The following is a 23,779-nucleotide window of genomic DNA, read 5'->3' as shown; positions in this document are numbered from 1 at the left end:
TTTGAGGCGACGGCAAGGTAACCGTGGAGGAATCATGACAGCTACGCAGCTGGAATTTGCCCAGTACCCATCCGCGAACCCCACCTCGGAGGCTGACCGGGCGGCAATTCTCGCCAACCCCGGCTTCGGCAACCACTTCACCGACCACACCGTGGTGGTCGACTTCACCGTCGATGCACAGGGCGAGGGCGGCTGGGGTAACGCCCGGCTGGAAGCTTACGGGCCCATCTCCATGGACCCGGCCGCCGCAGTACTGCACTACGGCCAGGAAATCTTCGAGGGCATGAAGGCATACCGCCATGCCGATGGTTCCATCTGGACCTTCCGTCCGGAGGCCAACGCCGCGCGGCTCAACCGCTCGGCCGCCCGGCTTGCGTTGCCGCAGCTGCCTGAAGAAGTCTTTCTGGAGTCGTTGCGCCAGCTCGTGGGAGCTGACCGCGAGTGGGTCCCGAGCCGCGACGGTGAGAGCCTCTACCTGCGTCCGTTCATGATCGCCACCGAAGCCTTCCTCGGTGTCCGCCCTGCACGCGAGGTGTCCTACCGCGTCATTGCCTCACCCGCGGCGAACTACTTCGGCGGTGAACTGGCTCCGGTCTCCATCTGGGTCTCCAGGAACTACGCCCGCGCAGGCCGCGGCGGCACCGGCGCGGCGAAGTGCGGCGGCAACTATGCGGCTTCGCTCGCAGCGCAGCTGGAGGCGGAGGCGCACAACTGCAAGCAGGTGCTCTTCCTCGACCAGTTCAACAACAACGCCGTGGAGGAACTCGGCGGGATGAACGTCTTCTTCGTCTTCAGGGACGGCACGCTGGTGACGCCCGCACTGAGTGGAACCATTCTTGAAGGCATCACCCGCTCCTCGATCATCCAGCTTGCCAGGGACCGCGGACTGGATGTGCAGGAACGGGTCATCACCCTGGATGAGTGGCGTGACGGCGTGGGCAGCGGCGACATCACCGAGGTCTTTGCCTGCGGTACTGCGGCGGTGATCACCCCGATCGGCGAGCTCAAGGACGGCGACGAGGTGATCAGCGCGCCTGATCCTTCGGCCGGTGAGGTCACCATGTCCCTCCGGGAGCAGCTGCTTGGAATCCAGACGGGCAAGGTTGAGGATCCCCACGGCTGGATGACCCGTCTCGTGTAGCGGCACCCCCCGCCAAAAGCCCGCTACGGTTGCCCGGTTCCTTCGGTGGAGCCGGGCAACAGTCGTCTCAGCTGTCGCTTCCCGCGGTGCCGTCGTTGGCCTGACCGCCCGAGAGTACGTCGTCCTGACCTAGGGGGAGCGCACTGCGGGAGCGCAGCAGTGCAGTGATGTCGGGCTCGGGAAGCGGCTTGCTGAAGTAGAAGCCCTGCCCGCTCAGTTCGCCCAGTGACCGAAGGAACTGTGCCTGTTCCCGCGTCTCGATCCCTTCGAAGACGGCACCCAGACCGGCCGCCTGGATGAGCTGGTACACGGCTGCCACGAACCGCGGCTGCCACGTCCCTTCGGCCGGCTCCTGCAGGATGGAACGGTCAACCTTCACCATGTCGACCGGCAGCTTGCGCAGGTAACTGATCGATGAGTATCCCGTTCCAAAGTCGTCGATCTCGATCGACACTCCGAGCTGCTTGAAGCTGAGCAGGGAGTAGGTTTCCACCTCACCACCGCTGACCAGCGCCGATTCCGTGATCTCGATGACCAGGGCAGGCGGCGGCACGGACATCCGCTTGAGCAGGCTGCGGACGAAGTCGACCATGTCGAGCTGGCGCAGCTCGACCGCCGAGATGTTGACCCGCATCTGGAAGTCGTCCGGGACAAGCAGCGCAGCCCGCCAGATCGCGAACTGCTGGAGCGCCGTCGTCATGACCCACCGGTCGAGTTCCGAAATGGCTCCGATCTCTTCGGCGAGTGGGATGAAGGATTCGGGAGAGATCATTCCCCGGCTCGGGTGCTCCCACCGGACGAGGACCTCCACGCCGTTGACCGACCCGTCGCTCAGGTTGACCACCGGCTGGTAGTGAACGCAGAGCTGGTCGGTTCCGATGGCGTCGCGCAGTTCCGAGGCCATGAGGGTACGAAGCTGCCGTTCATAGAGCATGACCGGTTCGAAGGTCCGAATGGTGCTGCGGCCCTCGTTCTTTGCCGCATACATGGCCGTATCGGCCTCATGCAGCAGCGCGTCGGCGGTATGTTCACCGGTGGCAAGGCGGAGCCCGATGCTTGCGCGCGGCTGCACGCTGAACTCCTCAACGTCGATACTCTGGGCGAGAACCTCGAGCGCCCGGTTGGCCACGCCGAGGGCGATCTCCATGGTGGCCTCCGTCACCAGGATGGCGAACTCGTCCCCTCCGAGCCGCGCCACGGTGTCCGTGGCCCGGACCACGCTCCGGAGGCGCTCCGCAACCTCGCGCAGGACGTCGTCACCGGCGTCGTGGCCGAACCGGTCATTGATGTTCTTGAAGGAATCCAGGTCAAGCAGGAGGAGCGCCGGCGGGGCTGAGCCGCTGCGCTGCGCGTTCAGCGACTTCTCGATGTCCTCAATGAGGTCCACCCGGTTGGACAGCCCGGTGAGCGCGTCCGTCATGGCCATGCGCTTCATGTCCAGGTGCGCCTGGTGAAGCATTGCGGTGCGGTTTTCCACGCGCTTTTCGAACTGCCGGTAGACCAGCTCAAGCTCTTCTGCGAGAAGGTTGACTCCGGTGATGACGGCGTCCACGTCATCGCGCGCAGCGGAGGGAGTCATCCGGCTGCTGAGGTCTCCCCGCGACAGGCGAACGATGCCGTCAACCAGCATCGCCAGGCGGGGATCACCGTCCTCAGCCGTCATGCGCGGGTCCAAGCAGCCAGGCGAGAGCAGCGTCTTCATTCCCGAAGTAGCGGGTAGGGCAGGGTGCCGGCTCACCACCGATGAGGAAGTTCGCAAGGACCCTGTCCACCGCGCTGCCGCCCACCACTGCAATCGAGGAGGCCGTGCGGGAACGGCTCAGGACGGCGCGGGCTCCGCGGCTGAGCGAGGCTACGCCGGTGATGACAAGGAGGATGGGCTGCGGGACGCCCCCTGCTTCTGCGCGGGCCTGGGCCGCGAACCGGTCCGCGATGTCCGCGGTGATGTGCTCGCCCTGCGGGAGGACCAGGCGGATGACCGAAACGGGCGCAGGCGCATCCGGTGCCTCTGTGGGCGTCAGCCAGCCTGCATTCATACCGAGCGTCGCTTTCCTTGCAGTGAGCGCCGCATTGGAGCCCAGATCCCGTTCACGAAAACTGCTTCGAAACTACCGTACAGAGATACGACGACGACGGTCATTGCCCTGGCGCATGTCGCGGTTCAAACGGCGGTCGCCGTGGTACAGGATCGCCTCCCAGTCAGCTTCCTCGGGCCGCTTCTCGATGACGGGCGACCGCCGTTGCCTCGGTTTCCGCGGTGGGACGTAGAGCCAGTTCAGGATGCCCAGCACTATGTCCACGACCGAGTTCTTCAGACCGATGTAGGCGCGGATCGCGTAGAACGCCAGCAGGGCGTTCAGCATTGCGAAGGCAGCGTTGCCCCAGTTTTCGCTGAGGAGATCACGCCAGAAGGTGAACAGGGAGTACGCCACGATCAGGAACGGAACCACAACGTAGAGGGCAGGAGCGGCTGTCCGGTCCTTGACCTTCGGCGTCCGTACGAACGGGATCTTCTCACCGGTGAATGCCTGCTGTACGGATTTCAGCACACCGGCCAGGTTCACAGGCAGGAGCACGATGTTGAAACCGTAAATCCTGAAGATGTCACTGAAACGGTGGCCGCAATCGCGAAGGTCGCTGCCCATGGCGAGGAAGTACGGTAGCGCCGTGATGAAGACCAACGGGCTCAGGAGCCGGCTGTCGTAGGGGTAGCCCAGGAGGAACAGAAGGCCGAAACTCGCCCACGCAATCGAGGCCATGTAGTTCACGCGAAGAATGATCTCGCGGACGAGGATGCGTTCCCGCCGGTGCTTCCGCTCCCGCAGCTGGTTCCAGAGTTTGGGGAGGATGAGCAGCCCGCCGTTTGCCCACCGCCGTCGCTGAACCACCAGGGAACCGAAATCGGGCGGCGTGGCGCTGTAACTGAGGCGCTCGGGATAGTTGACCAGGGTCCAGCCATGTGTGCCGAGGTCGACGCTGGATTCGGTGTCCTCAATGACGGTGCGGTCCTGGATATAGGTCTTGATATCAAACCCGCCGACGTTCTCAACCTCGACGATGTCTTCGATCGCCCGCTTGCGGATCACAGCGTTTGCTCCCACCCAGAAGGTGGCCCCGAAATAGGTCATGCCCTGGTGGAGGATGTGCTGAATGTCCGTGGTGGCGCCCGCAACCCGTTCAATGCGGGTCGGTGCTCCGCGGAACGACGAGTACGGGGTTTGGGTTACGGCGACCCGCTCGTTTCCCGGGGCTTCCAGCAGATGGACCAGCCGGAGGCAATAGTCGCGCAGGAGGAGGGAGTCGGCGTCGAGCGTGAGGAGGTACGTCGAATCCGGAACCACCAGGTCATCGACGTGGTGTTGTACTGCGGGGCGCAGTACAACACCGTTGGCTGCCTTCTCCTTATGCCAGCGGCTGCCCATGAGGGAGATGTAGGCATTGAGGTTCATCGCCTTGTTTGCCTCGTGCGAGAGCGAGGAGTAAAGCTTGCGCTCGAACGTGTTCATGGATGCGGTGAAGATGCGGGCAAGGCGCTGGTAGAGCTCGACCATGCGGTCAGGCTCGGGAGCACTGTGCTGGGACAGCGCGGCGCCCAGCGCCAGGATCGTCAGCCGCAGTTCCCGAGCGAGGCCCATCAGTACAAGATCCACGAAGAACTCGTCCACGTGGTCGTCGACTGCCTCGTTTTCGGCCATCGTTTCCAGCCATACGGCTGCGGCCTCGTACTCGGCGATCAGCCGTGGGAGTTCATCACCTGCCGGGGCATTCGCTGCAATGCGGCCCCGGTAGTCGTCGAGGGCAGTGTTGAACCGCATCGACGGTTCGAGCAACGTGCTCTCTATTTCGGCTGCCAGGGCTCGTGTGGCTTCCAGCCGCGCCAGAATCGCCGGGTCAGTCGGGTGAGGCGGGTCATCGAGCAGGAGGGTCACCCGCAGATTCGGAAATTCCTGCAGGGCGGCGGACCAGAGGGTTGCGCGGACCACGTCGGGTTCTTCGGCGTAGGAGGGCACCAGGACCGTGATGCTCTCCTCGTACCGGGCGAAGTGCCTATCCAGTTCACCGCGGGGGACGCGACGGTGGTCGCGGAAACGATAGAGCGCTCCCTGCCGCGCGAGCAGGTACATCAGCGCGGAAAACGTCAGGAAGGTGACCACCACGAGGTAGAAGATGGCCTCCAGCTGGAACCGGAAGCCGAGCGACGGATTCTCGGAGAGCTCCCGAAGGATTGTCGAGACAACATAGGCTACCCAGCCGAGGATGGTGACAACGATGCCAAGGCGTCCCAGCGCGATCTTCCGCCGTGTTGGCTGTGGATGGACGATCGACAGCGGCTCGGACCTTTTCTCCGATCCCCACTGCCGGCGCCGCGTCGCTGTGCCCGACGTTGTGGCTGTTCCTACCGGTGATTCCGGTAGGGCAACTTCCTGGTTCATTCCGCCCCGCCCCCATACGCTCATGGACATTCCGCACGGAATGTCCGGTCAAATGCGGCTGCTGCAGGTGACGGTCCTGGCTGCCAACGGTGTACATCCGCGCCCTGCTGAGGTGACGGCCCAGCAAAAGGGTGAAGGGTGTGACGGACGAAACAGTACACCATTTTGATTCCGGTGCCTTTCACCGTTACGATACGCTCACCGTTCCCGTCCGAACGGTCTCGTATCTGGGGGACCCATGTCCAAACGTTTTCCCGGCCGCAGGCTTTCGTCTGTCCGTCTCACCGTCCTGGTCGCCGTCGTCGGAGCGCTGGTAGCGTCAACTTTTGTGGGCTGGAACCGCTTTGAGGACGTGCGCGCCGCCGCCAACGGGGGCTCGTGGTTTGCGGGGTATGTGGACGCCACGGCGACACCCTTTTATCCGTTCGAGCAGCCCGCATCTGCGCAAGGCAAGAGCGTGGTGCTGTCCTTCATCGTTGCGGATCCAAAGGAAAAATGCAGGCCCTCCTGGGGAGCCGCCTACACCATGGATGAAGCACAGTCGCAGCTGGACCTCGACCGGCGGATTGCGCGCCTGCTGCAGGGCGGTGGGGAGGTTGCCGTGTCATTCGGAGGCTTGATCAACGACGAGCTGGCCCGGACCTGCACCGATGTGCGGCAACTGACGAGGGCGTACCGGTCGGTCGTCGAACGCTACGATCTCACCACCATCGACCTGGACATCGAGGGTGAGGATCTCGCCGACTCCGAAGCGGGCGCCCGAAGGGCCGAGGCAATTGCCGCGCTGCAGGAGGAACGCCGCGCCGGCGGCAAGACTTTGAACGTGTGGCTCACTGTGCCCGTAGCACCGTCAGGGCTGACAGTGCAGGGCACCGACGCTGTGACCGCGATGCTTGAAGGCGGCGTCGACCTCGCCGGAGTGAACGTCATGACGATGGACTACGGGGGAAGCCGGGAAGCCGGGGTATCACAGCTGGTTGCGTCGATCGCCGCGGCGCGTGCAACCCACTCCCAGCTGGGCATCCTGTATGACCGGGCTGGCATCAGCCTCGGGCCTCAGACGCTGTGGAGGAAGATCGGGCTGACACCGATGATCGGCCAGAATGATGTCCCCGCGGAGGTCTTCGATCTCGATGCTGCCGCAGCGTTCAATACGTTCGCCCTGGAATCGGGGGTGGGCCGGATGTCGATGTGGTCCCTCAACCGTGACGCCACCTGCAGTGACAACTACGGCGACGTGAGCATCGTGTCCGACAGCTGCAGCGGCATCGAACAGGACGGGATGCTTTTTGCAGACATCCTCGGGGCCGGTTTCGAGGGACGGGCAGCAACCCTGAACTCGGCGCCAACCACCGCGGAGCCCACTCCGGAACCGGTAGTCGATGATCCTGAGACCAGCCCCTATCCAATCTGGGCGGAGGAATCCACCTATGTGGTGGACGACCGGGTTGTCTGGAGGGGCAAGGTCTATTCGGCCAAGTACTGGACGAGTGGAGATGTGCCGGACAATCCGGTGCTCCAGGCTGCCGAGACCCCCTGGACGCTGATCGGGCCCGTGCTGCCGGGGGAGCGGCCGCTGCCCGTTGTCACCGCACCGGCCGGGACGTACCCGGGATGGGATGCGGAGAAGGTCTATGAGAAAGGCGACCGCATTCTGTTTGACGGGCATGTCTTTGAGGCGAAGTGGTGGAACCGGAGCGACAGTCCCGAAGCGGCCCTGCAGACGGCTGACTCCTCACCGTGGCGAAAGTTCTCCAACGAGGAAGTCCAGGAAGTCCTGGAGGAACTAAAGCCCTGAGGGTTCCTTCAGGATTCTGCGGCACGCCCGGAGACTATGCCCCGGACCTACGCACAGCATCGTCAATCAACGCGCCTACATGGGCTTCCCTGTCGGGAGCGCCCGATTGCCGGAACAATTCCTGGCTTTTCTCGAGCTGGAACAGGCTCTCGAGCGGATCTCCGAGGCGGTCCAGGGCCTGCCCGAGAAGCAGGTAGGCCTCGGCGGCCGTTTGGCTGGCCATTAGCGAGGATGCCTCGCAGATCGGTTTGAGCCGCTCAACGGCGGCGTCAACCTGGCCCGTGAGAAGCAGCCAGTGCGCTCGTGTGAGGGACAGCTCCAGTTTGTCGCGTTCGCTTCCCCCGACAATCGATGCCGCAAGTTCCGCCCGTTCAATGCATTCGAGTGTCTCGGGCTCCACCACTCCGCCGGCCAGGCGAAGTGCGGCGGATGCACGGTTGAAGCGTGCCCACAGATCGAGGTCGTTCGACGGCGAAAGATGACTGGCCGCGCGTCGGTGGTACTCAGTGCCGGCTTGGGTGTCCCGCCTGAGATAGGCCACGTTGCCGATCACCCAGTACGCCTTGCCCGCAGTCTGTGAATTCACCTCCGGGGTGATGAGTTCCGCCAGCCGAAGGCATTCCTCCCAGGCATCATCAACCTGGTCGCTTTCCGCGAGGGCTGCAATGAGGGCGTGCTGGGCGCGGATCCTGAGATCAGGTGATCCGGTGGCCTGTTCTGCGGCTTCGACGGCCCGCCGGGCTTCAACCATGGCCGCTTCCAGGTTGCCCCGCCCAATCAGGGTGTCAGCAAGGAAGGTGGACACCCGGGCGGCGAGGTCAGGATAACGCTGGGTCAGCGGGTGCGCGCGCAGGGCTTCCGAGGTCGAGGCGGCTTCCTCGAACCGCCCCTCCTTCTTCAGGCACTCCAGCTGCAGGAACGCCATGTTCCACGACGCGTTCTCGTCACCGTTCGCGTCCGCGGCACCGCGGGCCTGCCCGGCAAATTCCCGGGCGGCCCGATAATCCCGCTGGGCCCAGGCATCCCGGGCGCGTAGTTCCAGGAACACGTGCTGCCCGGGTTCGTGAGTCTGGTTCATGGCCTCGTTCCAATGATTGCTGGGAGCGGTCCGTTGCGGATCATATTGTCAGAACCGTCTGCACCATTGTGGGTGCTGAGACCCAGGAAGTCCCGGATTTTCCCTAGCCCGAGTGAAAACTGCGGAAAAGATGACAAAAAAGTCACCCATTGGCCCGCTCTGCTCCATATACTGAAGACGCTGTGCAGCGCGGAAAGCAAATGGTCTTTCTGCGTCCATCCAAGTGACAAGGGCAAATCATGAAAAAGGTCTCCGCAACTCTCTTGCTGACTGCGTTGCTTCTGGTTGGGGGCGGCACAGCTGCTCATGCCGCCAAGAGTGGTAACTGGCCGGACTCGGGTACAACTACTGCGAAGAGCGGTAACTGGCCGGACAGCACCCGCTCCACTGTGTAACGAGTGCGTTCCCACTGATCCTGGCTTTGAGGGTCAGCAAGGGCCCGGCGTCGGACGCTTGTCTGATGCCGGGCCCTTTTGTGCTGGATGCTAGGAACGGAGCCTGGTGACCAGCTCACGCACATGCGCGGCCCGGTCAGGTGCTCCGGCCTCGATGAAACACTGTTCACTCAGGTCGAAATGGGCCAGGGCTTGGAGCTCCTCGCCCCGTGCAGACAGCGCCTGGGCAAGCAGCAGGTTCGCTTCCCCCTCGGTTTGCCGGGACAGCACCGACCCGTCCGCGCAGATGGGCCGTAGCCGTTCAACAGCAGCGTTGAGCTGGCTTGTGAGGAATAGCCAGTGTGCGCGCGTCAGGGAGAGCTGAAGCCGGTCCCGTTCGGTGCCGCCCACAATGGAGCTGGCTACTTCGGCCCTTTCGATGCACTCGAGTGTCTCCGCATCGACCACGCCGGCGGCGAGTCGCCGGGAAGCGGACGCGCGGTTGAACCGTGCCCACAGGTCCAGATCATTGTTCGGGGTGAGATGCTCCGCCGCAAGGCGGTGGAACCTCGTGCCGTCGTCGACCTGGTGGCGCATGAACGCAACATTCCCGATAACCCAGTACGCCTTGCCCGCAGTCTGGGTATGGATGGCCGGTGTGATGTGGGTGGAGAGATCCAGGCACGTGCTCCAGGCTTCGTCCAGGCGGCCGCTTTCCGCAAGCGCAGCGATAAGCGCATGGTGGGCCTCGATCTGGAGCTCTGGAGCATCACGCACCGAAGCCGCACTCCTCACCGCAATGGTTGCACTGTCCACTGCCTGATCGAGATGCCCAAGCCCCTGCTGGCAGACGGCGGCAAGGGTGTGGACGCGCGCCTTCAGGGCATCGGATTCGAGGGTGAGATGGCTGGTGCCCAGCGCCTCAGCGTATTGGAGGGATTGATCGAGCGATCCTTCCTCACGGAGGCACTCCGCCTGGAGGAAAGTCATATTCCACCAGGCGTGATGATCGTCCGCAGCAGCGGCGAGTTCGACGGCGGACCCCGCCAGACGCCTGGCAGTACCGTAGTCTCGCTGACTCCAGGCCTCACGTGCGCGCAGCTCCACCATGATCAGGTCGCCCGAACGATGCGCTGCCACGCTTCCGCCTTGTCTGAGGTTGCGTCGAAACGGCAATGCGGTCCGTGCGGTTCCGACGTGCTGTTCCTTGAGTTTATGCCGAAAGGTCCGGTTGGGACAGACGCCGCAACCGGAGAGCGATCAGCTGCATGCGCTGCAGGGAAGATGTTGCCCCGGGGTGTTGCATATCACACTTCCTACGTATACTGAATCATCTGACATAGGTCAGTCCGCGATTCTTCGTTGAAGGAACCCGACATGAAAAGACTCTCCGCAGTTCTCCTGCTGACGGCGGCGCTCGCACTGGGCGGGGGGTCGGCAGCTGTCGCCAAAGACGCAGCGCCCGCACTGAAGTCGGGTGTGGTCACCTACGGCATCCTTATTGACGACTGGCCCCACTGACAGGTCCTGAACGCACCCCCTTACCGTGCGGAGGCGGGCGTCCCGCGCTGCCTGGGTGTTAGCTGGCCTGCATGGTATCCGGCGGGTGTACTAGCCTTGGTCCATGCGTATCGCCCGGTTTGTGCTCAATGATGATCCAGCGTTCGGCCTTGTAGAGGGTCCTGAAGGGGAAGAGGAAGTAGCCGTCATCAGCGGTGACCCGTTCTACGGCGGTGTTCAACCCACGGGGGTGCGGCACGCGCTGGAAGAAGTCCGGCTTCTTGCACCCGTGATCCCACGCAGCAAAGTCATCGGCATCGGTCGAAACTATGCCGATCACGCTGCCGAACTGGGTAACGAGGTGCCGCCCGCACCGCTGATGTTCCTCAAGCCGAACACCTCGGTCATCGGCCCCGGTGACCCGGTGGTCCTGCCGTCCTTCTCCGAGGAAATCTCGTATGAGTCGGAGCTCGCCGTGATCATTGGACGGATCTGCAAGGACGTACCGGTAGAGCGCGTTGATGATGTCATCTTTGGGTACACCTGCGCCAATGACCTCACTGCACGGGACATCCAGAAGACGGACAACCAGTGGGCCAGAGCAAAAGGGTTTGACACCTCCTGCCCAATCGGGCCGTGGATCGAGACGGAACTCGATACGGAAAACCTTGCTGTGCGCGGACGCCTCGACGGGGAGCTCAAACAGGACGGTTCCACCAACCAGATGATCTGGGGCGTCAGGGATCTGGTGTCCTACGTGTCGCAGGCGTTCACCCTCCTGCCGGGAGACATCATCCTTACGGGCACTCCCGCAGGGGTGGGCCTCATCAGTGAAGGACAGCGTTACGAGGTGGAAATCGAGGGCATCGGGCGGTTGTCCAACCCGGTCCGCCGCTAGGGACCCTGCCGCCAGGGATCCTGCCGGTGGGCTCACCGCCGGACAGTAGACTGGGCTCCATCATGACTACTGCTTCCCTCCCCACCGTCACACCCGAAACTCCGGTACGGGTTCGCTTCTGCCCTTCCCCCACAGGCGTGCCGCACGTCGGTCTGATCAGGACCGCCCTATTCAACTGGGCGTATGCCAGGCATACCGGCGGAACAATGGTGTTTCGAATCGAGGACACTGACGCGGCCCGCGACAGCGAGGAAAGCTACGAGCAGCTTCTCGACGCACTGAAGTGGCTGGGGATTGACTGGGATGAAGGCGTTGAGGTCGGCGGACCGCACGGACCCTACCGTCAGTCGCAGCGAAGCGGGATCTACCAGGATGTCATTGCCCGGCTGGTCGCGGCAGGCCACCTCTACGAGTCATACTCGACCCCTGATGAGGTGGAGGAGCGGCACAGAAGCGCAGGCCGTGACGTCAAGCTCGGGTACGACAACTACGACCGGGACCTCACCGACGAACAGAAGGCGACCTACAAGGCCGCAGGAAAGCCCGCTGTGCTGCGTCTACGGATGCCGGATGAGGATATTACGTTCACCGATCTGGTCCGGGGCGAGATCACCTTCGCCGCCGGCAGCGTTCCGGACTTCGCGGTAGTCCGCGCGAACGGCGCGCCGCTCTATACGCTGGTCAACCCGGTGGACGACGCCCTCATGGGTATCACCCATGTGCTGCGCGGCGAGGACCTGCTGTCTTCAACGCCACGACAGGTGGCACTGTACCGGGCACTGATCGACATTGGCGTAGCGCGGCATATGCCACTCTTCGGTCACTTGCCCTATGTCATGGGACAGGGCAACAAGAAGCTCTCCAAGCGCGATCCCGAGTCCAATCTGTTCCTGCACCGGGAGCGCGGGTTCATCCCTGAAGGGCTGCTCAACTATCTCTCGCTGCTGGGCTGGTCGCTGAGCGCTGATGAGGACATCTTCACGGTGGATGAGCTTGTCGCGAAGTTCGACGTGCAGGACGTGCTCGCCAACCCCGCCCGCTTCGATGTGAAGAAGGCGGAGGCGATCAACGGATCCCACGTGCGACTGCTGGACCCGGAGGACTTCCGGATGCGGCTGCTCCCATACCTGCAGTCGGCCGGACTGATCAAGCAAACCCTCGGTCCACGCGAGCTCGCGATCCTCACGGAAGCTGCGCCGCTGATCCAGGAACGGATCACCCTCCTCGGTGAGGCCCCGGAGATGATCGGCTTCCTGTTCCGCCCGGACAGCGAGATCGAGATCGCCGAAGACGCCCGCAAGGCATTGCCGGGGAACTATAAGGAGGTTCTCGCCGCTGCGCTCCGCGCCCTCGAGGAGGCGGAATGGACTGCGGAGTCCCTTCAGGCCGCCCTGCGCGCTGTGCTCGTGGATGAGCTGGGGCTCAAGCCCCGGGTAGCCTTCGGGCCTGTCCGCACTGCCGTTTCCGGGCGGAGGATTTCACCTCCCCTGTTCGAGTCCATGGTGATCCTCGGCAGGGAATCGTCCCTGGCCCGTGTGAGGGCATTGTATGAAGAGTGAGTCCGGCGCCCCGATCCAGGGCGTCCTGTTCGACATCGATGACACCCTCGTGGACCTTGAGACTGCGATGGGCAGGACTCTGCACCACGTCGGCGCGGATACACTGGCGCATCTGACCGAGGCGGAGTGGGCAGAGTATAAGCAGTTGTACACCCAGGATCCGCACGGCTACTACGACGAATACCTGGCCGGAAAGCTGAGTTTTGTGGAGCAACGGCTCCACCGGGCACGGCATGCGCAGGCCGCCTTCCTTGCTGAACCCCTTGAGGGTGAGGCTGCGGTGCGGTGGAACAACGCGTATGAAGCCATCCTGCCGCTGCATTTCGAACCGTACGACGACGTCATCCCTGTCCTCGACGAGCTGGACCGCCAGGGCATTCCTTACGGTGCCGTCAGCAATAACGTGCACGACTATCAGCGCGCCAAGCTCGACAAGGCCGGTCTGCAGCGGGTCGCCGCGCTCGTCGGCATTGATGCGGTGGGCGTCGCCAAGCCCGATCCGGCGATCTACCTCGAGGGTGCGCGCCGTCTGGGCACGGAACCGTCACGGACCCTGTACGTGGGCGACAATCCGGTACTCGACGCCCAGGGGGCGGATGCGGCAGGGCTGGTTGGCGTGTGGCTGGACCGTCGGGGCGGGCAGGAAAACACGAGTGTCCGCCGTCGGATCACCACTCTGACCGACGTTTTGCGCATCATGCAGGGAATCCGGTAAAGTCGTATCTCGGCGCGGACGGGGTTGACCTGCTGCGAAGCAGGGAAAAGCCGCCGGAAAGTGCCATTGGGGTATGGTGTAATTGGCAACACATTGGTTTCTGGTACCAACATTCTAGGTTCGAGTCCTGGTACCCCAGCGCTGTATATACGGCATGAGTTGAGCAGATTGCCCGGCATAAATCGGGTAGCGGCTCAATTTGGCCCACAGCATCGGATGTGAAACAATCATCTAGCTCGTTTGGCGGGAAAACCGCCAGGCAGCACAGTACTGGCCCCATCGTATAGCGGCCTAGTACGCCGCCCTCTCACGGCGGTAACGCGGGTTCGAATCCCGCTGGGGTCACAAAGGTTCCGCCTCAACCGCTTCGGTTGGGGCGGAATTTCGTTTAACCGGCCCGCCTCCCCGATATCCCTGAGAAGTCCCGCGGAACTGGCATGATGGGACCATGGATGCCTCGCTGCCGGACGCCGATGCTGCGGGGCTCGTCAATCTGCTGGGCAATGTCCGCGAAACGCTTGGGCGCCTGACCTTCCCCCTGGAATCTCCGGGAGCCGCCGACGCCCGGCGGGAGACTCTAGCGGCCGCGGCCCAGCTCGATGATTACATCCTGCCCCGCATCGAGAGCCTCGACGCACCGCTGCTCGCCGTGGTCGGTGGTTCCACCGGGGCGGGTAAATCCACCCTGGTCAATGCGTTGGTGGGACACCCGGTGACCCGGTCCGGTGCAATAAGGCCCACCACACGCCAGCCGATCCTGCTGCACCATCCCGCAGAGGGGCACTGGTTCGCTGATGACCGCGTGCTGCCGACGCTGAGCCGGCAGCGCGCCGTCGTCGTCGGTGCGGATGCACAGGCCGTGCCGGCCTCGCAGATCGCGCTGGCGGACGAGTCCGGCAGCGCAGCCCAGCTGCTGCTGCAGCCTGACGCGACAATTCCGCAGGGACTGGCCCTGCTGGATGCACCGGATATTGATTCGATCGCTGATGGGAACCGCCGTCTCGCCTCCCAACTGCTGGCGGCGGCTGACCTGTGGCTGTTCGTCACCACCGCCAACCGCTATGCCGACGCCGTTCCCTGGCATCTGTTGCGGGAAGCGGCCCAGCGGGACATCCTGCTCGCCGTCGTTCTTGACAGGGTTCCGCACGGCGTGGAGGAGGAAATCCGGGCCGACCTGCACGCGCTGCTCGCTGCTGAGCAGCTGGGGCACGCGCCGATCTTCGTCATACCCGAGGAGCAGCTCGACGGGCTGGGCATGCTTCCCGCCGAGAGCGTGGACCCGCTCCGCCGCTGGCTCGGGGCTATCTCCGCGGATGCCGAGGGACGGCGGGACATCGCACGGCGCACTCTCGAAGGAGCGTTGCGCGCACTTGGCCGCCGGGTGGAGAAGGTGGCGGACGCTGTTGACGATCAGGCCGAAACGGCCGGACGCCTGGAGGAAGCAGCCCGTTTGTCCTACGCCGCCGCGCTCGAAGCCGTGCTTGAGTCGACCAAGGACGGCACCCTGCTTCGTGGCGAGGTACTGGCGCGCTGGCAGGACTTCGTCGGCACGGGCGAGTTCATGCGCGGCCTCGAATCCAGGGTCGGCCGGATCCGGGACCGTATCGGCGGTTACCTCACGGGCAAGCCGCCGCGCGCGGTCACTGTTGAAACCGCCATCGAGAGCGGGCTGCAGACCGTGATCGTGGAGGAAGCCGCCAAGGCCGCTGACCAGACCGAACGCCAGTGGCGCGCCGAGCCCGCGGGGCGCGCGCTCCTGGCCCCGGGCGAACCCGTGATGTCGCCCGGGTTCACGGACACCGTTGCGCGTGAAATCCGCGCCTGGCAGAAGGACCTGCTTGATCTCGTCCGGTCCGAAGGCGCTGACAAGCGGTTCGCGGCGCGGATGCTCTCGTTCGGTGTCAACGGCGTGGCCGTCGCCCTGATGATCGTGGTGTTTGCATCCACGGCAGGCCTGACCGGAGGTGAGGTTCTCATCGCGGGAGGTTCCGCCGTCGTCGGGCAGAAGCTACTGGAAGCGATCTTCGGCGAAGATGCCGTGCGGCGGCTCACCAGGACGGCCCGCAGGCAGCTGCAGCAGCGTTGCGAGACGCTCATGGACGCGGAACGGGAGCGCTTCACGGACCGTCTGCGCGTGCTCGCGGACGAGCCGTCATCGGAACACCTGCGCGCTCTGGCCGTCAGCCTGACCGAGCGCCGTTCCGTGGCGGAGGACCTCCGGAAGAATGATCAGGCGCCGGAGGACGGTACGTGAGCCGTCACCGCGGGGCGGCGTCATCGTCCCGCCTCCAGGAACGCCTCGAGGCCGTCAACGAGGCACGCGAACTCGCCGAGGGCCGGGTCGATGAAGACCAACTCGGCGCCGTCTATGACGTCCTCGACCGCGCGAGCTCACGCAGGTCGCTCTCCGCGGCGCATACCGTCGTCGGAATCTTCGGACCGACGGGCAGCGGAAAGTCATCGCTGCTGAATGCGCTGACGGGGACGGACCTTGCGCGCGTCGCAGCCCGCCGGCCTACTACCGCTGAACCACTGGCCGTGATCTGGGGCGAGGAGGGCAGCGCGGACCTCCTCGACTGGCTCCAGGTGCAGAAGCGGCACGTCATGCCCGACGGCGCGCCGCTGCTGGTTCCCGCGCGCAACGGGCACCGGGGGAACCGGAACGAGGGTGTCGAGGGTGGACTGATCCTGCTCGACCTGCCCGATTTCGATTCGACCGCGCTCGGCCATCGCGCCATCGTGGAGCGGCTCGCGGGCCAGGTGGACGTGCTGCTCTGGGTCACGGACCCGCAGAAGTATGCCGACGCTGCGCTGCACCGGGAGTTCCTGGCACCGCTGGCAACCCATGAGTCCGTCATCCTGGTGGCGCTGAACCAGTCCGACAGGCTCTCCGAGGCCGACCTCACACAGGTGAACCGGTCGCTGAAGGGGATCCTCGCTGCCGAAGGACACGGTTCCGCGGTGGTGCACGCTGTTTCCGCCGTCACCGGGAGGGGTCTGGACGGCCTCGCGGAGGAAATCCGCGCTATCGTTCGCCGCAAGGAAGCCGCAACCGGGCGGCTGTCCGCGGACGTCGACGTAGCGGTCGAATCCCTCCGCTGGTTCACCGGACCCGAACTGGCGGGCCCGTCAAAGGCAACCCGCACCGCGCTGGCCCACCGCCTGGCCGGGGCGACCGGCACCGATGCGGTGATTGACGCCGTCGTACGTTCCTACCGCAGGGATGCCCACTCCGTCACCGGGTGGCTGGTGACGCGCTGGCTCGGAAAACTCCGTGCCGACCCGCTACGGCGGCTGAACCTCCGGCGCAGCGACGTGGGGAACTTCGTGGGCCGAACCTCCCTGCCGGAACCCGGACCCGCCCAGCGCGCTTCCGTCGACCGGGCGCTGCGCACCTTCGGTGAGGAGCTTTCCTCCGGCGCGGTGGAGCCATGGCGCACGGCCATCAGGGATGCCGCGAGGAGCCCTGAGCCGGAACTGCTCGAGCGGCTGGATGAAGCCGTTGCCCGCACTGACTTCCAGTCAGGGTCCCGCGCCTGGTGGTGGCCGGTTGCGGGAGTGCTGCAATGGCTCTTCCTCGCCGCCATGGTGGTTGGTATCGGTTGGCTCGCCCTGCTGGCGGTCCTGGCGTTCCTGCAGTTCCCGGTGCCCGAGTCCCCGACCGTCGAAGGGATCCCGGTCCCGACCCTGCTGGCACTCGGGGGAGTGGCTGCCGGTATTGCACTCGGCATTCTGTGCGCGGCGCTGGCGCGGCTTGGAGCGCGCAGGCGCGGAAAGCGCGTACGACGCCGGCTGGTTGGGTCGATCGGCGAGACCACGGAGGCGGTGGCCGTCGGGCCCGTGGCGGCGGAGATAGACCGCTACAACGGCTTTGTGCGCGCCGTGCACACCGCGGGTGCACGCCGGTAGTCACTCCCGAAGAGCTGCGAGTACCTTGAGAACGGTCCGCAGGTTGCGGGTGGTTGTTGTGCTGCGGATCCGTGCGCGGTTGGAGAAGGCATTGAGCGGGCTGTCCAGTGTGCCGCCCTTGGGTGCCTGCCAGACGAGCGCTGTTGAGTCCAGGGCCTGGACCGGCTCGCCGGCAGAACGAGCAAACTCAAGCATTTCGTCCAGGGCTGCCGGATCCGAAAAGAGCGTGAGGTAGGTATGCGTGGCGGGATCGTCCGGAGGGAAGGAACACTGCGCAACAATGCCCTCCAGCGTGCGGAACTCCAGCACCACCACCCAGGCGTCATATCCGAACCGCTCCCGGAGGAGCTGTTCGCTGTGGGACTTCAGCTCATCAGCGGTGAGGCCGCTGGTGCAGACCACATTCCCGGAGGCGAGCAGGGTCTTCACTCCTGAGACGGGGAGGGACTCGAATGCCTGTCGGAGCTCCGCCGACCTGATCGTGATGCCGCCGACATTCACGCCCCTGAGGAACACCGCGTATCTGGCCATGGCCACAGCGTAACGCCGTCATCCCCCAAATTTTGTGCAGATTTGGCGGCTTCGAGGGCTGGAAAGCCGCCAGAGGTGCGCGAAATTTCCGCTACTCGGCGGACTTGCTGACCGCATTGGTCAGCTGCTGCGCGGCGTTCACCACAACCTCGGCATGGATCCGTCCGGGTTGGCGGGTCAGGCGCTCGATGGGACCGGAGATTGAAACTGCAGCGATGACACGCCCCGACGGTCCGCGCACCGGAGCAGACACCGAGGCCACGCCGGCCTCCCGTTCCCCGAGGCTCTGTGCCCAGCCACGACGCCGCACCCCGGCCAGGACAGTAGGCGTAAAACGCGCGTTCTGCAGGCCCTTGAGCAGCCGGTCATGGTCCTCCCAGGCGAGAAGACACTGTGCGGCCGAGCCGGCTCGCATGGACAGCTGTGTTCCCACCGGGATGGTGTCGCGGAGACCGATCGGACGTTCCGCGGATGCAACACAGACACGGGCATCACCCTGCCGCCGGAAGAGCTGCGCGCTCTCGCCGGTCGCATCCCGCAGCTGGAGGAGGACCGGTCCTGCGGAGGCGATCAGCCGGTCCTCGCCGGCGGCGGACGCAAGTTCAACAAGCCGGCTTCCCAGCACAAAGCGGCCCTGCATGTCCCTGCTGACCAGACGGTGGTGGACAAGAGCCAGGGCAAGCCGATGCACGGTAGGGCGCGCCAGGCCGGTGGAAGTCACGAGCTGGGCGAGCGTCGTGGGACCGGCCTCCAGCGCGGCGAGTACAAGAGCCGCTTTATCAATGACGCCGACGCCACTAGAATTGTCCATAACTTGATATTGCCGTCTCATTATCTGAGACGCAAGTGATTGGGGTGGCGCGCACTGAAGCCCGCCTGCTTCAGTTATTGGAAGATCCACACGAAGGCACGCGGAGGAACCGGCCATGGGCAAGACGCTCGCAGAGAAAGTCTGGGAATCGCATATTGTGCGCAGGGGGGAGGTCGTCAACGGCCAGGCCGAACCCGACCTGCTCTACATCGATCTGCACCTCGTTCACGAGGTGACCTCGCCGCAGGCCTTTGAGGGACTTCGCCTGGCCGGCAGGAAGCTTCGGCGGCCTGACCTGACGATCGCCACCGAGGACCACAACACCCCGACTATCAACATCGACCGTCCCATCGCCGATCCCACCAGCCGCACGCAGATCGAGACTCTCCGCGCGAACTGCAGGGAGTTCGGCGTCCGGCTGCACTCCCTGGGGGACGCCGAGCAGGGGATCGTGCACATCATCGGCCCGCAGCTCGGCCTGACCCAGCCCGGCATGACAGTGGTCTGCGGTGATTCGCACACCTCGACCCACGGCGCCTTCGGCTCACTGGCCATGGGCATCGGCACCTCGGAGGTGGAGCATGTCATGGCCACCCAGACGCTACCGCTGACACCGTTCAAGACCATGGCAATCAATGTCGAGGGAACCCTCAAGCCAGCTGTAACGTCCAAGGACATCATCCTCGCCGTGATCGCCAAGATCGGCACCGGCGGAGGCCAGGGCTACGTCCTGGAGTACCGCGGCTCGGCGATCAGGGCACTGTCCATGGACGCGCGCATGACCATCTGCAACATGTCCATCGAGGCTGGGGCACGCGCCGGAATGGTTGCTCCGGACGAGACAACGTTCGAGTACCTGCTGGGCCGCCCTCATGCACCGCAGGGAGCTGACTGGGATGCCGCCGTCGAGTACTGGCGGACACTGCGGACGGATGACGACGCCACCTTTGATGCGGAGGTCTTCCTCGACGCCAATGAGCTCGAGCCCTTCGTCACCTGGGGAACCAACCCGGGCCAGGGCGTGTCGCTCAGCCAGTCCGTGCCGGCTCCCGAGGACTTCGCTGACGAGAATGAAAAGGCGGCCTGCAAGCGCGCGCTCGAGTACATGGCCCTCGAGGCCGGTACGCCGATGAAGGACATCCGGGTGGACACTGTCTTCCTCGGTTCCTGCACCAACAGCCGCGTTGAGGACCTGCGGCTCGCCGCGGACATCATCCGCGGACGGCAGAAGGATCCCAACATCCGCATGATGGTGGTGCCCGGATCCGCCCGCGTGCGTCTTGAGGCGGAAGCTGAGGGTCTGGACAAGGTTTTCAAGGATTTCGGCGCCGAATGGCGTTTCGCCGGATGCTCAATGTGCCTGGGCATGAACCCGGACCAACTGGCGCCGGGAGAGCGGTGTGCGTCCACATCGAACCGCAACTTCGAGGGGCGGCAGGGCAAGGGCGGTCGCACGCACCTCGTCTCGCCGGTGGTGGCTGCCGCCACCGCGGTGCGCGGCACCCTCAGTTCCCCTTCAGACCTGGACCCCGTACCGCCGGCAGCGGCACTGCCCTCCGACGACGGCACCACCAGCCACGCTGCCTGACACTTTGCACGAGGGGCACACCCTCATAAGGAGCACCATGGAAAAGATCACCACCCATACCGGCATCGGCGTTCCGCTGCGGCAGAGCAATGTGGACACCGACCAGATCATCCCTGCGGTCTACCTCAAGCGGATCACGCGGACCGGTTTCGAGGACGCCCTGTTCGCCGCCTGGCGGAAGGACGAAAACTTCATCCTGAACCGGGAACCGTTCAACCGCGGGTCAGTGCTGGTCGCCGGACCCGACTTCGCCACGGGCTCCTCCCGGGAACACGCAGTATGGGCGCTGAAGGACTTCGGTTTCAGGGCGGTACTTTCCTCCCGTTTCGCCGACATCTTCCGCGGGAACTCGGGCAAGCAGGGCCTCGTCGCCGCGCAGGTGGCCCAGGACGACATCGAGCTGATCTGGAAGGAACTGGAAAACCATCCGGGCACCGAGATCACCGTTGACCTCGAGGCTCGCCTGGTGACGTGCGGCTCCATCGTCGCCCCCTTCCAGACTGACGACTACACGCGGTGGCGCCTCCTGGAAGGTCTCGATGACATCGGACTGACCCTGCGCCATGAGGAGGCCATCACCGCGTACGAAGCCACGCGACCCGGATTCAAACCCACCACACTGCCCGCCCGCACCTAGCCTGGCCGCCCGCGCAGGCAACGTACTGCGGGTAACGCACTGCAGGCAGGCCGGTGCAAGCAAGATCACGCACAGCGGGCGGAATGCCGGGCGGAACCGCGCTGTTTGCACCCTCTGAGGGGCCGTACCGGCCCCCGTCCGGTCCAACACGGCCCCGTGCGGCCGGCGTCGGTATTTCAGTCTGGTAACAGTAGCTCCTATGCTTAGCAGGAGTCTTATCTGCTGTTGGGGCTTACACGTTGAAGGAAATAGGTGTTCATGGGTAGCGTTCTGACAATCCGTGGTGGTGTCCCTCTCGCAGGCAAGGTGACCGTCCGCGGCGCCAAGAACCTGGTGCCGAAGGCTATGGTCGCGGCGCTGCTGGGAAGCGCACCGTCGGTGCTGAGGAACGTCCCTGAAATCAAGGACGTCGATGTCGTCACCAGCCTGCTGAAGCTGCACGGCGTCGAGGTGACCAAGGATCCCGTGACCGGTGATCTGACCATGGACCCGGCCAACGCCATGATGGCGGCGTCCAAGGACATCGACGCCCACGCCGGGGACTCCAGGATTCCCATCCTTTTCTGCGGCCCGCTCATGCACAGCATCGGCGAGGCATTCATTCCCGACCTCGGCGGATGCAAGATCGGTGACCGCCCGATCGACTACCACCTGCAGGTGCTCCGGAACTTCGGTGCCGTCGTGGACAAGCGTCCGGGCGGAATTTCGATTTCGGCTCCCAAGGGGCTCCACGGAGCAAAACTGGAGCTGCCGTACCCCAGCGTCGGAGCCACCGAGCAGGTCCTCCTCACGGCTACCCGCGCCGAGGGCATCACGGAACTGAGCGGTGCCGCCGTCGAGCCGGAGATCATGGACCTCATCGCCGTCCTGCAGAAGATGGGCGCCATCATCACGGTGCAGACCGACAGGACCATCCGGATCGAAGGTGTCGAGGAACTTGGCGGCTTCAACCACAAAGCCATCTCCGACCGCAACGAAACCGCGTCCTGGGCATCGGCGGCGCTGGTCACCCGCGGCGACATCTACGTCGAGGGCGCGCGTCAGCTGGACCTCACAGCATTCCTGAACACCTACCGCAAAATCGGAGGCGCCTTCGACGTCACCGATGACGGCATCCGCTTCTACCACCCGGGCGGCAAGCTTTCACCGCTGGTGCTGGAGACGGATGTCCACCCGGGCTTCATGACGGACTGGCAGCAGCCGCTGGTGGTTGCGCTGACGCAGGCCGAGGGCGTTTCGATCGTCCACGAAACCGTCTACGAGAACCGGTTCGGTTTCACCGATGCGCTGGTGCGTATGGGCGCGAACATCCAGGTGCACCGTGAGTGCCTCGGCAGTGTTCCCTGCCGCTTCGGCCAGCGGAACTTCCTGCACTCAGCAGTCATCTCCGGCCCGGTGCAGCTGCACGGTACGGACATCGACGTACCCGATCTCCGCGGCGGCTTCAGCCACCTCATCGCTGCCCTGGCAGCGAACGGAACCTCCCGGGTAACCGGCATCGAGCTGATCAACCGTGGCTACGAGCGCTTCCAGGACAAGCTCGAGGGCCTCGGAGCGGACTTCGACGTGACGGAATCGGCAGATGCAGGAACAGGCCGCTAGACGCGGCCGTACACCAGCATGACTGAACCCGCCTCGTCCCGCGCCACCTTCGCGGTGCTCGGAGTCATCCTCCGGCCGCTGATGAACGCAATGATGTCGAAGCAGTGGAAGGGCGCCGAGAACCTTCCGCGGAACACCGGCTTTATTGTCTGCCCCAACCACGTGACGGAAATCGACCCCATCGTGATCGGGCACTTTCTCTACAACCACAAGGTGATGCCCCACTTCCTGGCAAAGGCGTCGCTGTTCAAGGTTCCGGTCCTGGGTGCTGTGCTGCGCGCCACCATCCAGGTGCCGGTGGAACGCACGACGGCGGGGGCAAACCGCTCGCTCGATGTCGCCAAAGAGGCTATCGAGGGCGGCGGCGGAATCATCATCTACCCGGAGGGCACCCTCACCCGGGACCCGGACATGTGGCCCATGAAGGGGCGCACCGGGGCGGCGCGTCTGGCACTGCAGACCGGAGCACCGGTTGTCCCTATCGCCCACTGGGGAGCGCATGAGGTCTTTCCGCGGTACGCGAAGCGGCTCTACCTGTTCCCCCGCAAGACGTCCCGGGTGCTCGTCGGCAAGCCGGTGGACCTGTCGGAGTTCAGGGACGGGCCGATCACCCGCACAACCCTCGATGCGGCAACCAACAGGATCATGGATTCGCTGACAGAGCTGGTTGGCGAGCTGCGCGGTGAAACACCGCCGGCTGAGCGCTGGGACCCGACAGTGAAAAACCAGAAGCAGGTGGGCCGGAACTTCGAGTCCCCTGCGGGTGAGGGCCAGTGACGCGTCGGCCTCCGGGCATATGAATTGCAGCGATACACGTCACTGCAAGCCGCCCGATAGCCGGTCGCCTCGTGCTGCGTAAGCCGAACCCCTCGCGCACGATTCGATCGTTCACCGGCATCCGGCAAACGGCGCGGCTTATTTCGCCGACCAACTCGTAATCGCCGACGGGGTCGACTAGCAGTTGCGCTACGTCAGGCTTTTGCTGGTTTCATTCGCGCTAGGGATGCGGCCACCAAGATGAGACAGCAACTTGCAGCAGGTGCTACCCACCAATCACCCGGCTCCGGGCCGCCTTTGAGGGAAAAATTGACTACTGCGTATACCAGTCCAACTAGGTAGCCCAGGAACAGTCCAATCCAGACACCGGAGCTCGAGTAGTTGGAAGGCAGCAAAACGAATGCACCAATCACGGTAAACACGCCAAA

20 protein-coding genes and 2 tRNA genes are annotated in these 23,779 nt (G+C 64.5%); 14 read left to right on the top strand and 8 right to left on the bottom strand.

What is annotated here, in order from left to right:
* The first annotated feature begins 34 nt into the window (after positions 1-34).
* Positions 35-1,141, top strand: coding sequence for a branched-chain amino acid aminotransferase (locus X803_RS0102300; RefSeq protein ID WP_026543860.1), 1,107 nt, complete (start codon positions 35-37; stop codon positions 1,139-1,141).
* 67 nt (positions 1,142-1,208) lie between these two features.
* On the opposite strand, the gene X803_RS17295 is transcribed toward X803_RS0102300, so the two are convergent.
* From X803_RS17295 to X803_RS0102285, 3 genes are all read right to left on the bottom strand, one after another.
* Positions 1,209-2,804, bottom strand: a complete 1,596-nt coding sequence (locus X803_RS17295; RefSeq protein WP_084033278.1) for a putative bifunctional diguanylate cyclase/phosphodiesterase — start codon at positions 2,802-2,804, stop codon at positions 1,209-1,211.
* Entirely contained in the window at positions 2,794-3,177 is a 384-nt protein-coding gene (locus X803_RS0102290) for a SpoIIAA family protein (RefSeq protein WP_051470367.1), read from the bottom strand. Before X803_RS0102290 ends, X803_RS17295 begins: the two co-directional genes overlap by 11 nt.
* 72 nt (positions 3,178-3,249) lie before the next feature.
* The gene (locus X803_RS0102285; protein ID WP_156929941.1) at positions 3,250-5,574 is read right to left on the bottom strand and encodes a glycosyltransferase family 2 protein; all 2,325 of its coding nucleotides are present in this window, start codon (positions 5,572-5,574) and stop codon (positions 3,250-3,252) included.
* A 238-nt stretch (positions 5,575-5,812) separates the two neighbouring features.
* Between X803_RS0102285 and X803_RS0102280 the strand changes: the two genes are divergently transcribed.
* Positions 5,813-7,372 (top strand): carbohydrate-binding protein, encoded by a 1,560-nt coding sequence (locus tag X803_RS0102280; protein ID WP_026543857.1) that lies wholly within the window; start codon positions 5,813-5,815, stop codon positions 7,370-7,372.
* A 34-nt stretch (positions 7,373-7,406) separates the two neighbouring features.
* Here X803_RS0102280 and X803_RS17290 read toward each other — a convergent pair whose 3' ends face one another.
* Positions 7,407-8,450: a hypothetical protein gene (locus X803_RS17290; protein WP_035777531.1), complete on the bottom strand. Its 1,044-nt coding sequence runs from the start codon at positions 8,448-8,450 to the stop codon at positions 7,407-7,409.
* A gap of 485 nt (positions 8,451-8,935) precedes the next feature.
* On the bottom strand, positions 8,936-9,964 hold the full coding sequence (locus X803_RS0102270) for a hypothetical protein (RefSeq protein ID WP_026543856.1): 1,029 nt from the start codon (positions 9,962-9,964) through the stop codon (positions 8,936-8,938).
* Positions 9,965-10,201: 237 nt separating this feature from the next.
* Between X803_RS0102270 and X803_RS21725 the strand changes: the two genes are divergently transcribed.
* From X803_RS21725 to X803_RS0102230, 8 genes are all read left to right on the top strand, one after another.
* Positions 10,202-10,345, top strand: coding sequence for a hypothetical protein (locus X803_RS21725; protein ID WP_156929938.1), 144 nt, complete (start codon positions 10,202-10,204; stop codon positions 10,343-10,345).
* Positions 10,346-10,448: 103 nt separating this feature from the next.
* On the top strand, positions 10,449-11,222 hold the full coding sequence (locus tag X803_RS0102260; RefSeq protein ID WP_026543855.1) for a fumarylacetoacetate hydrolase family protein: 774 nt from the start codon (positions 10,449-10,451) through the stop codon (positions 11,220-11,222).
* Between the two features lie 62 nt (positions 11,223-11,284).
* Complete coding sequence (gene gltX, locus X803_RS0102255) at positions 11,285-12,781, top strand: glutamate--tRNA ligase (protein ID WP_026543854.1); 1,497 nt, start codon at positions 11,285-11,287, stop codon at positions 12,779-12,781.
* Positions 12,771-13,496: an HAD family hydrolase gene (locus X803_RS0102250; protein ID WP_026543853.1), complete on the top strand. Its 726-nt coding sequence runs from the start codon at positions 12,771-12,773 to the stop codon at positions 13,494-13,496. The genes gltX and X803_RS0102250 overlap by 11 nt, the downstream gene beginning before the upstream one ends.
* A gap of 67 nt (positions 13,497-13,563) precedes the next feature.
* Positions 13,564-13,635 (top strand) — tRNA-Gln (locus X803_RS0102245).
* A gap of 133 nt (positions 13,636-13,768) precedes the next feature.
* A tRNA-Glu gene (locus tag X803_RS0102240) sits at positions 13,769-13,841 on the top strand.
* A gap of 103 nt (positions 13,842-13,944) precedes the next feature.
* Positions 13,945-15,750: a dynamin family protein gene (locus X803_RS17285; RefSeq protein WP_035777529.1), complete on the top strand. Its 1,806-nt coding sequence runs from the start codon at positions 13,945-13,947 to the stop codon at positions 15,748-15,750.
* On the top strand, positions 15,747-17,405 hold the full coding sequence (locus X803_RS0102230; RefSeq protein ID WP_026543852.1) for a GTPase family protein: 1,659 nt from the start codon (positions 15,747-15,749) through the stop codon (positions 17,403-17,405). Before X803_RS17285 ends, X803_RS0102230 begins: the two co-directional genes overlap by 4 nt.
* On the opposite strand, the gene X803_RS0102225 is transcribed toward X803_RS0102230, so the two are convergent.
* Both X803_RS0102225 and X803_RS0102220 read right to left on the bottom strand, forming a co-directional pair.
* Complete coding sequence (locus X803_RS0102225; protein ID WP_026543851.1) at positions 17,406-17,936, bottom strand: DUF1697 domain-containing protein; 531 nt, start codon at positions 17,934-17,936, stop codon at positions 17,406-17,408.
* 91 nt (positions 17,937-18,027) lie between these two features.
* Positions 18,028-18,747, bottom strand: a complete 720-nt coding sequence (locus X803_RS0102220; RefSeq protein ID WP_026543850.1) for an IclR family transcriptional regulator — start codon at positions 18,745-18,747, stop codon at positions 18,028-18,030.
* Positions 18,748-18,862: 115 nt separating this feature from the next.
* On the opposite strand from X803_RS0102220, the gene leuC reads away from it, so the two are divergent.
* From leuC to X803_RS0102200, 4 genes are all read left to right on the top strand, one after another.
* Positions 18,863-20,335 carry a 3-isopropylmalate dehydratase large subunit gene (leuC, locus tag X803_RS0102215; protein ID WP_026543849.1) on the top strand — a complete coding sequence of 491 codons (1,473 nt, stop codon included), beginning with the start codon at positions 18,863-18,865 and terminating at the stop codon, positions 20,333-20,335.
* 37 nt (positions 20,336-20,372) lie between these two features.
* The gene (gene leuD, locus X803_RS0102210) at positions 20,373-20,972 is read left to right on the top strand and encodes a 3-isopropylmalate dehydratase small subunit (RefSeq protein ID WP_026543848.1); all 600 of its coding nucleotides are present in this window, start codon (positions 20,373-20,375) and stop codon (positions 20,970-20,972) included.
* 258 nt (positions 20,973-21,230) lie between these two features.
* Positions 21,231-22,574: a UDP-N-acetylglucosamine 1-carboxyvinyltransferase gene (gene murA, locus X803_RS0102205; RefSeq protein ID WP_026543847.1), complete on the top strand. Its 1,344-nt coding sequence runs from the start codon at positions 21,231-21,233 to the stop codon at positions 22,572-22,574.
* Positions 22,575-22,592: 18 nt separating this feature from the next.
* A complete protein-coding gene (locus X803_RS0102200) occupies positions 22,593-23,351 on the top strand; it encodes a lysophospholipid acyltransferase family protein (protein ID WP_026543846.1) in 759 nt (252 codons plus the stop codon).
* Positions 23,352-23,545: 194 nt separating this feature from the next.
* On the opposite strand, the gene X803_RS22485 is transcribed toward X803_RS0102200, so the two are convergent.
* The coding region (locus X803_RS22485; RefSeq protein ID WP_216699020.1) for a hypothetical protein at positions 23,546-23,779 on the bottom strand (234 nt) is incomplete at its 5' end.

This window comes from Arthrobacter sp. 35/47 (assembly GCF_000520475.1).
In the GTDB taxonomy this organism is placed as follows: Bacteria; Actinomycetota; Actinomycetes; order Actinomycetales; family Micrococcaceae; genus Arthrobacter_D; species Arthrobacter_D subterraneus.
Note: the sequence above shows the minus strand (reverse complement) of the source record. Positions and strands in the feature narration are given on the sequence as shown.

Bases quoted from the DNA above. Each gene is read 5' to 3' on its own strand.
- X803_RS0102220 (WP_026543850.1), bottom strand. From the start codon at position 18,747: ATGGACAATTCTAGTGGCGTCGGCGTCATTGATAAAGCGGCTCTTGTA.
- X803_RS17285 (WP_035777529.1), top strand. From the start codon at position 13,945: ATGGATGCCTCGCTGCCGGACGCCGATGCTGCGGGGCTCGTCAATCTG.
- X803_RS17295 (WP_084033278.1), bottom strand. From the start codon at position 2,804: ATGACGGCTGAGGACGGTGATCCCCGCCTGGCGATGCTGGTTGACGGC.
- gltX (WP_026543854.1), top strand. From the start codon at position 11,285: ATGACTACTGCTTCCCTCCCCACCGTCACACCCGAAACTCCGGTACGG.
- X803_RS21725 (WP_156929938.1), top strand. From the start codon at position 10,202: ATGAAAAGACTCTCCGCAGTTCTCCTGCTGACGGCGGCGCTCGCACTG.
- X803_RS0102290 (WP_051470367.1), bottom strand. From the start codon at position 3,177: ATGAATGCAGGCTGGCTGACGCCCACAGAGGCACCGGATGCGCCTGCG.
- X803_RS0102300 (WP_026543860.1), top strand. From the start codon at position 35: ATGACAGCTACGCAGCTGGAATTTGCCCAGTACCCATCCGCGAACCCC.
- murA (WP_026543847.1), top strand. From the start codon at position 21,231: ATGGGTAGCGTTCTGACAATCCGTGGTGGTGTCCCTCTCGCAGGCAAG.
- X803_RS0102285 (WP_156929941.1), bottom strand. From the start codon at position 5,574: ATGAACCAGGAAGTTGCCCTACCGGAATCACCGGTAGGAACAGCCACA.
- X803_RS0102280 (WP_026543857.1), top strand. From the start codon at position 5,813: ATGTCCAAACGTTTTCCCGGCCGCAGGCTTTCGTCTGTCCGTCTCACC.
- X803_RS0102260 (WP_026543855.1), top strand. From the start codon at position 10,449: ATGCGTATCGCCCGGTTTGTGCTCAATGATGATCCAGCGTTCGGCCTT.
- X803_RS0102250 (WP_026543853.1), top strand. From the start codon at position 12,771: ATGAAGAGTGAGTCCGGCGCCCCGATCCAGGGCGTCCTGTTCGACATC.
- X803_RS0102225 (WP_026543851.1), bottom strand. From the start codon at position 17,936: ATGGCCAGATACGCGGTGTTCCTCAGGGGCGTGAATGTCGGCGGCATC.
- leuC (WP_026543849.1), top strand. From the start codon at position 18,863: ATGGGCAAGACGCTCGCAGAGAAAGTCTGGGAATCGCATATTGTGCGC.
- X803_RS17290 (WP_035777531.1), bottom strand. From the start codon at position 8,450: ATGAACCAGACTCACGAACCCGGGCAGCACGTGTTCCTGGAACTACGC.
- leuD (WP_026543848.1), top strand. From the start codon at position 20,373: ATGGAAAAGATCACCACCCATACCGGCATCGGCGTTCCGCTGCGGCAG.
- X803_RS0102200 (WP_026543846.1), top strand. From the start codon at position 22,593: ATGACTGAACCCGCCTCGTCCCGCGCCACCTTCGCGGTGCTCGGAGTC.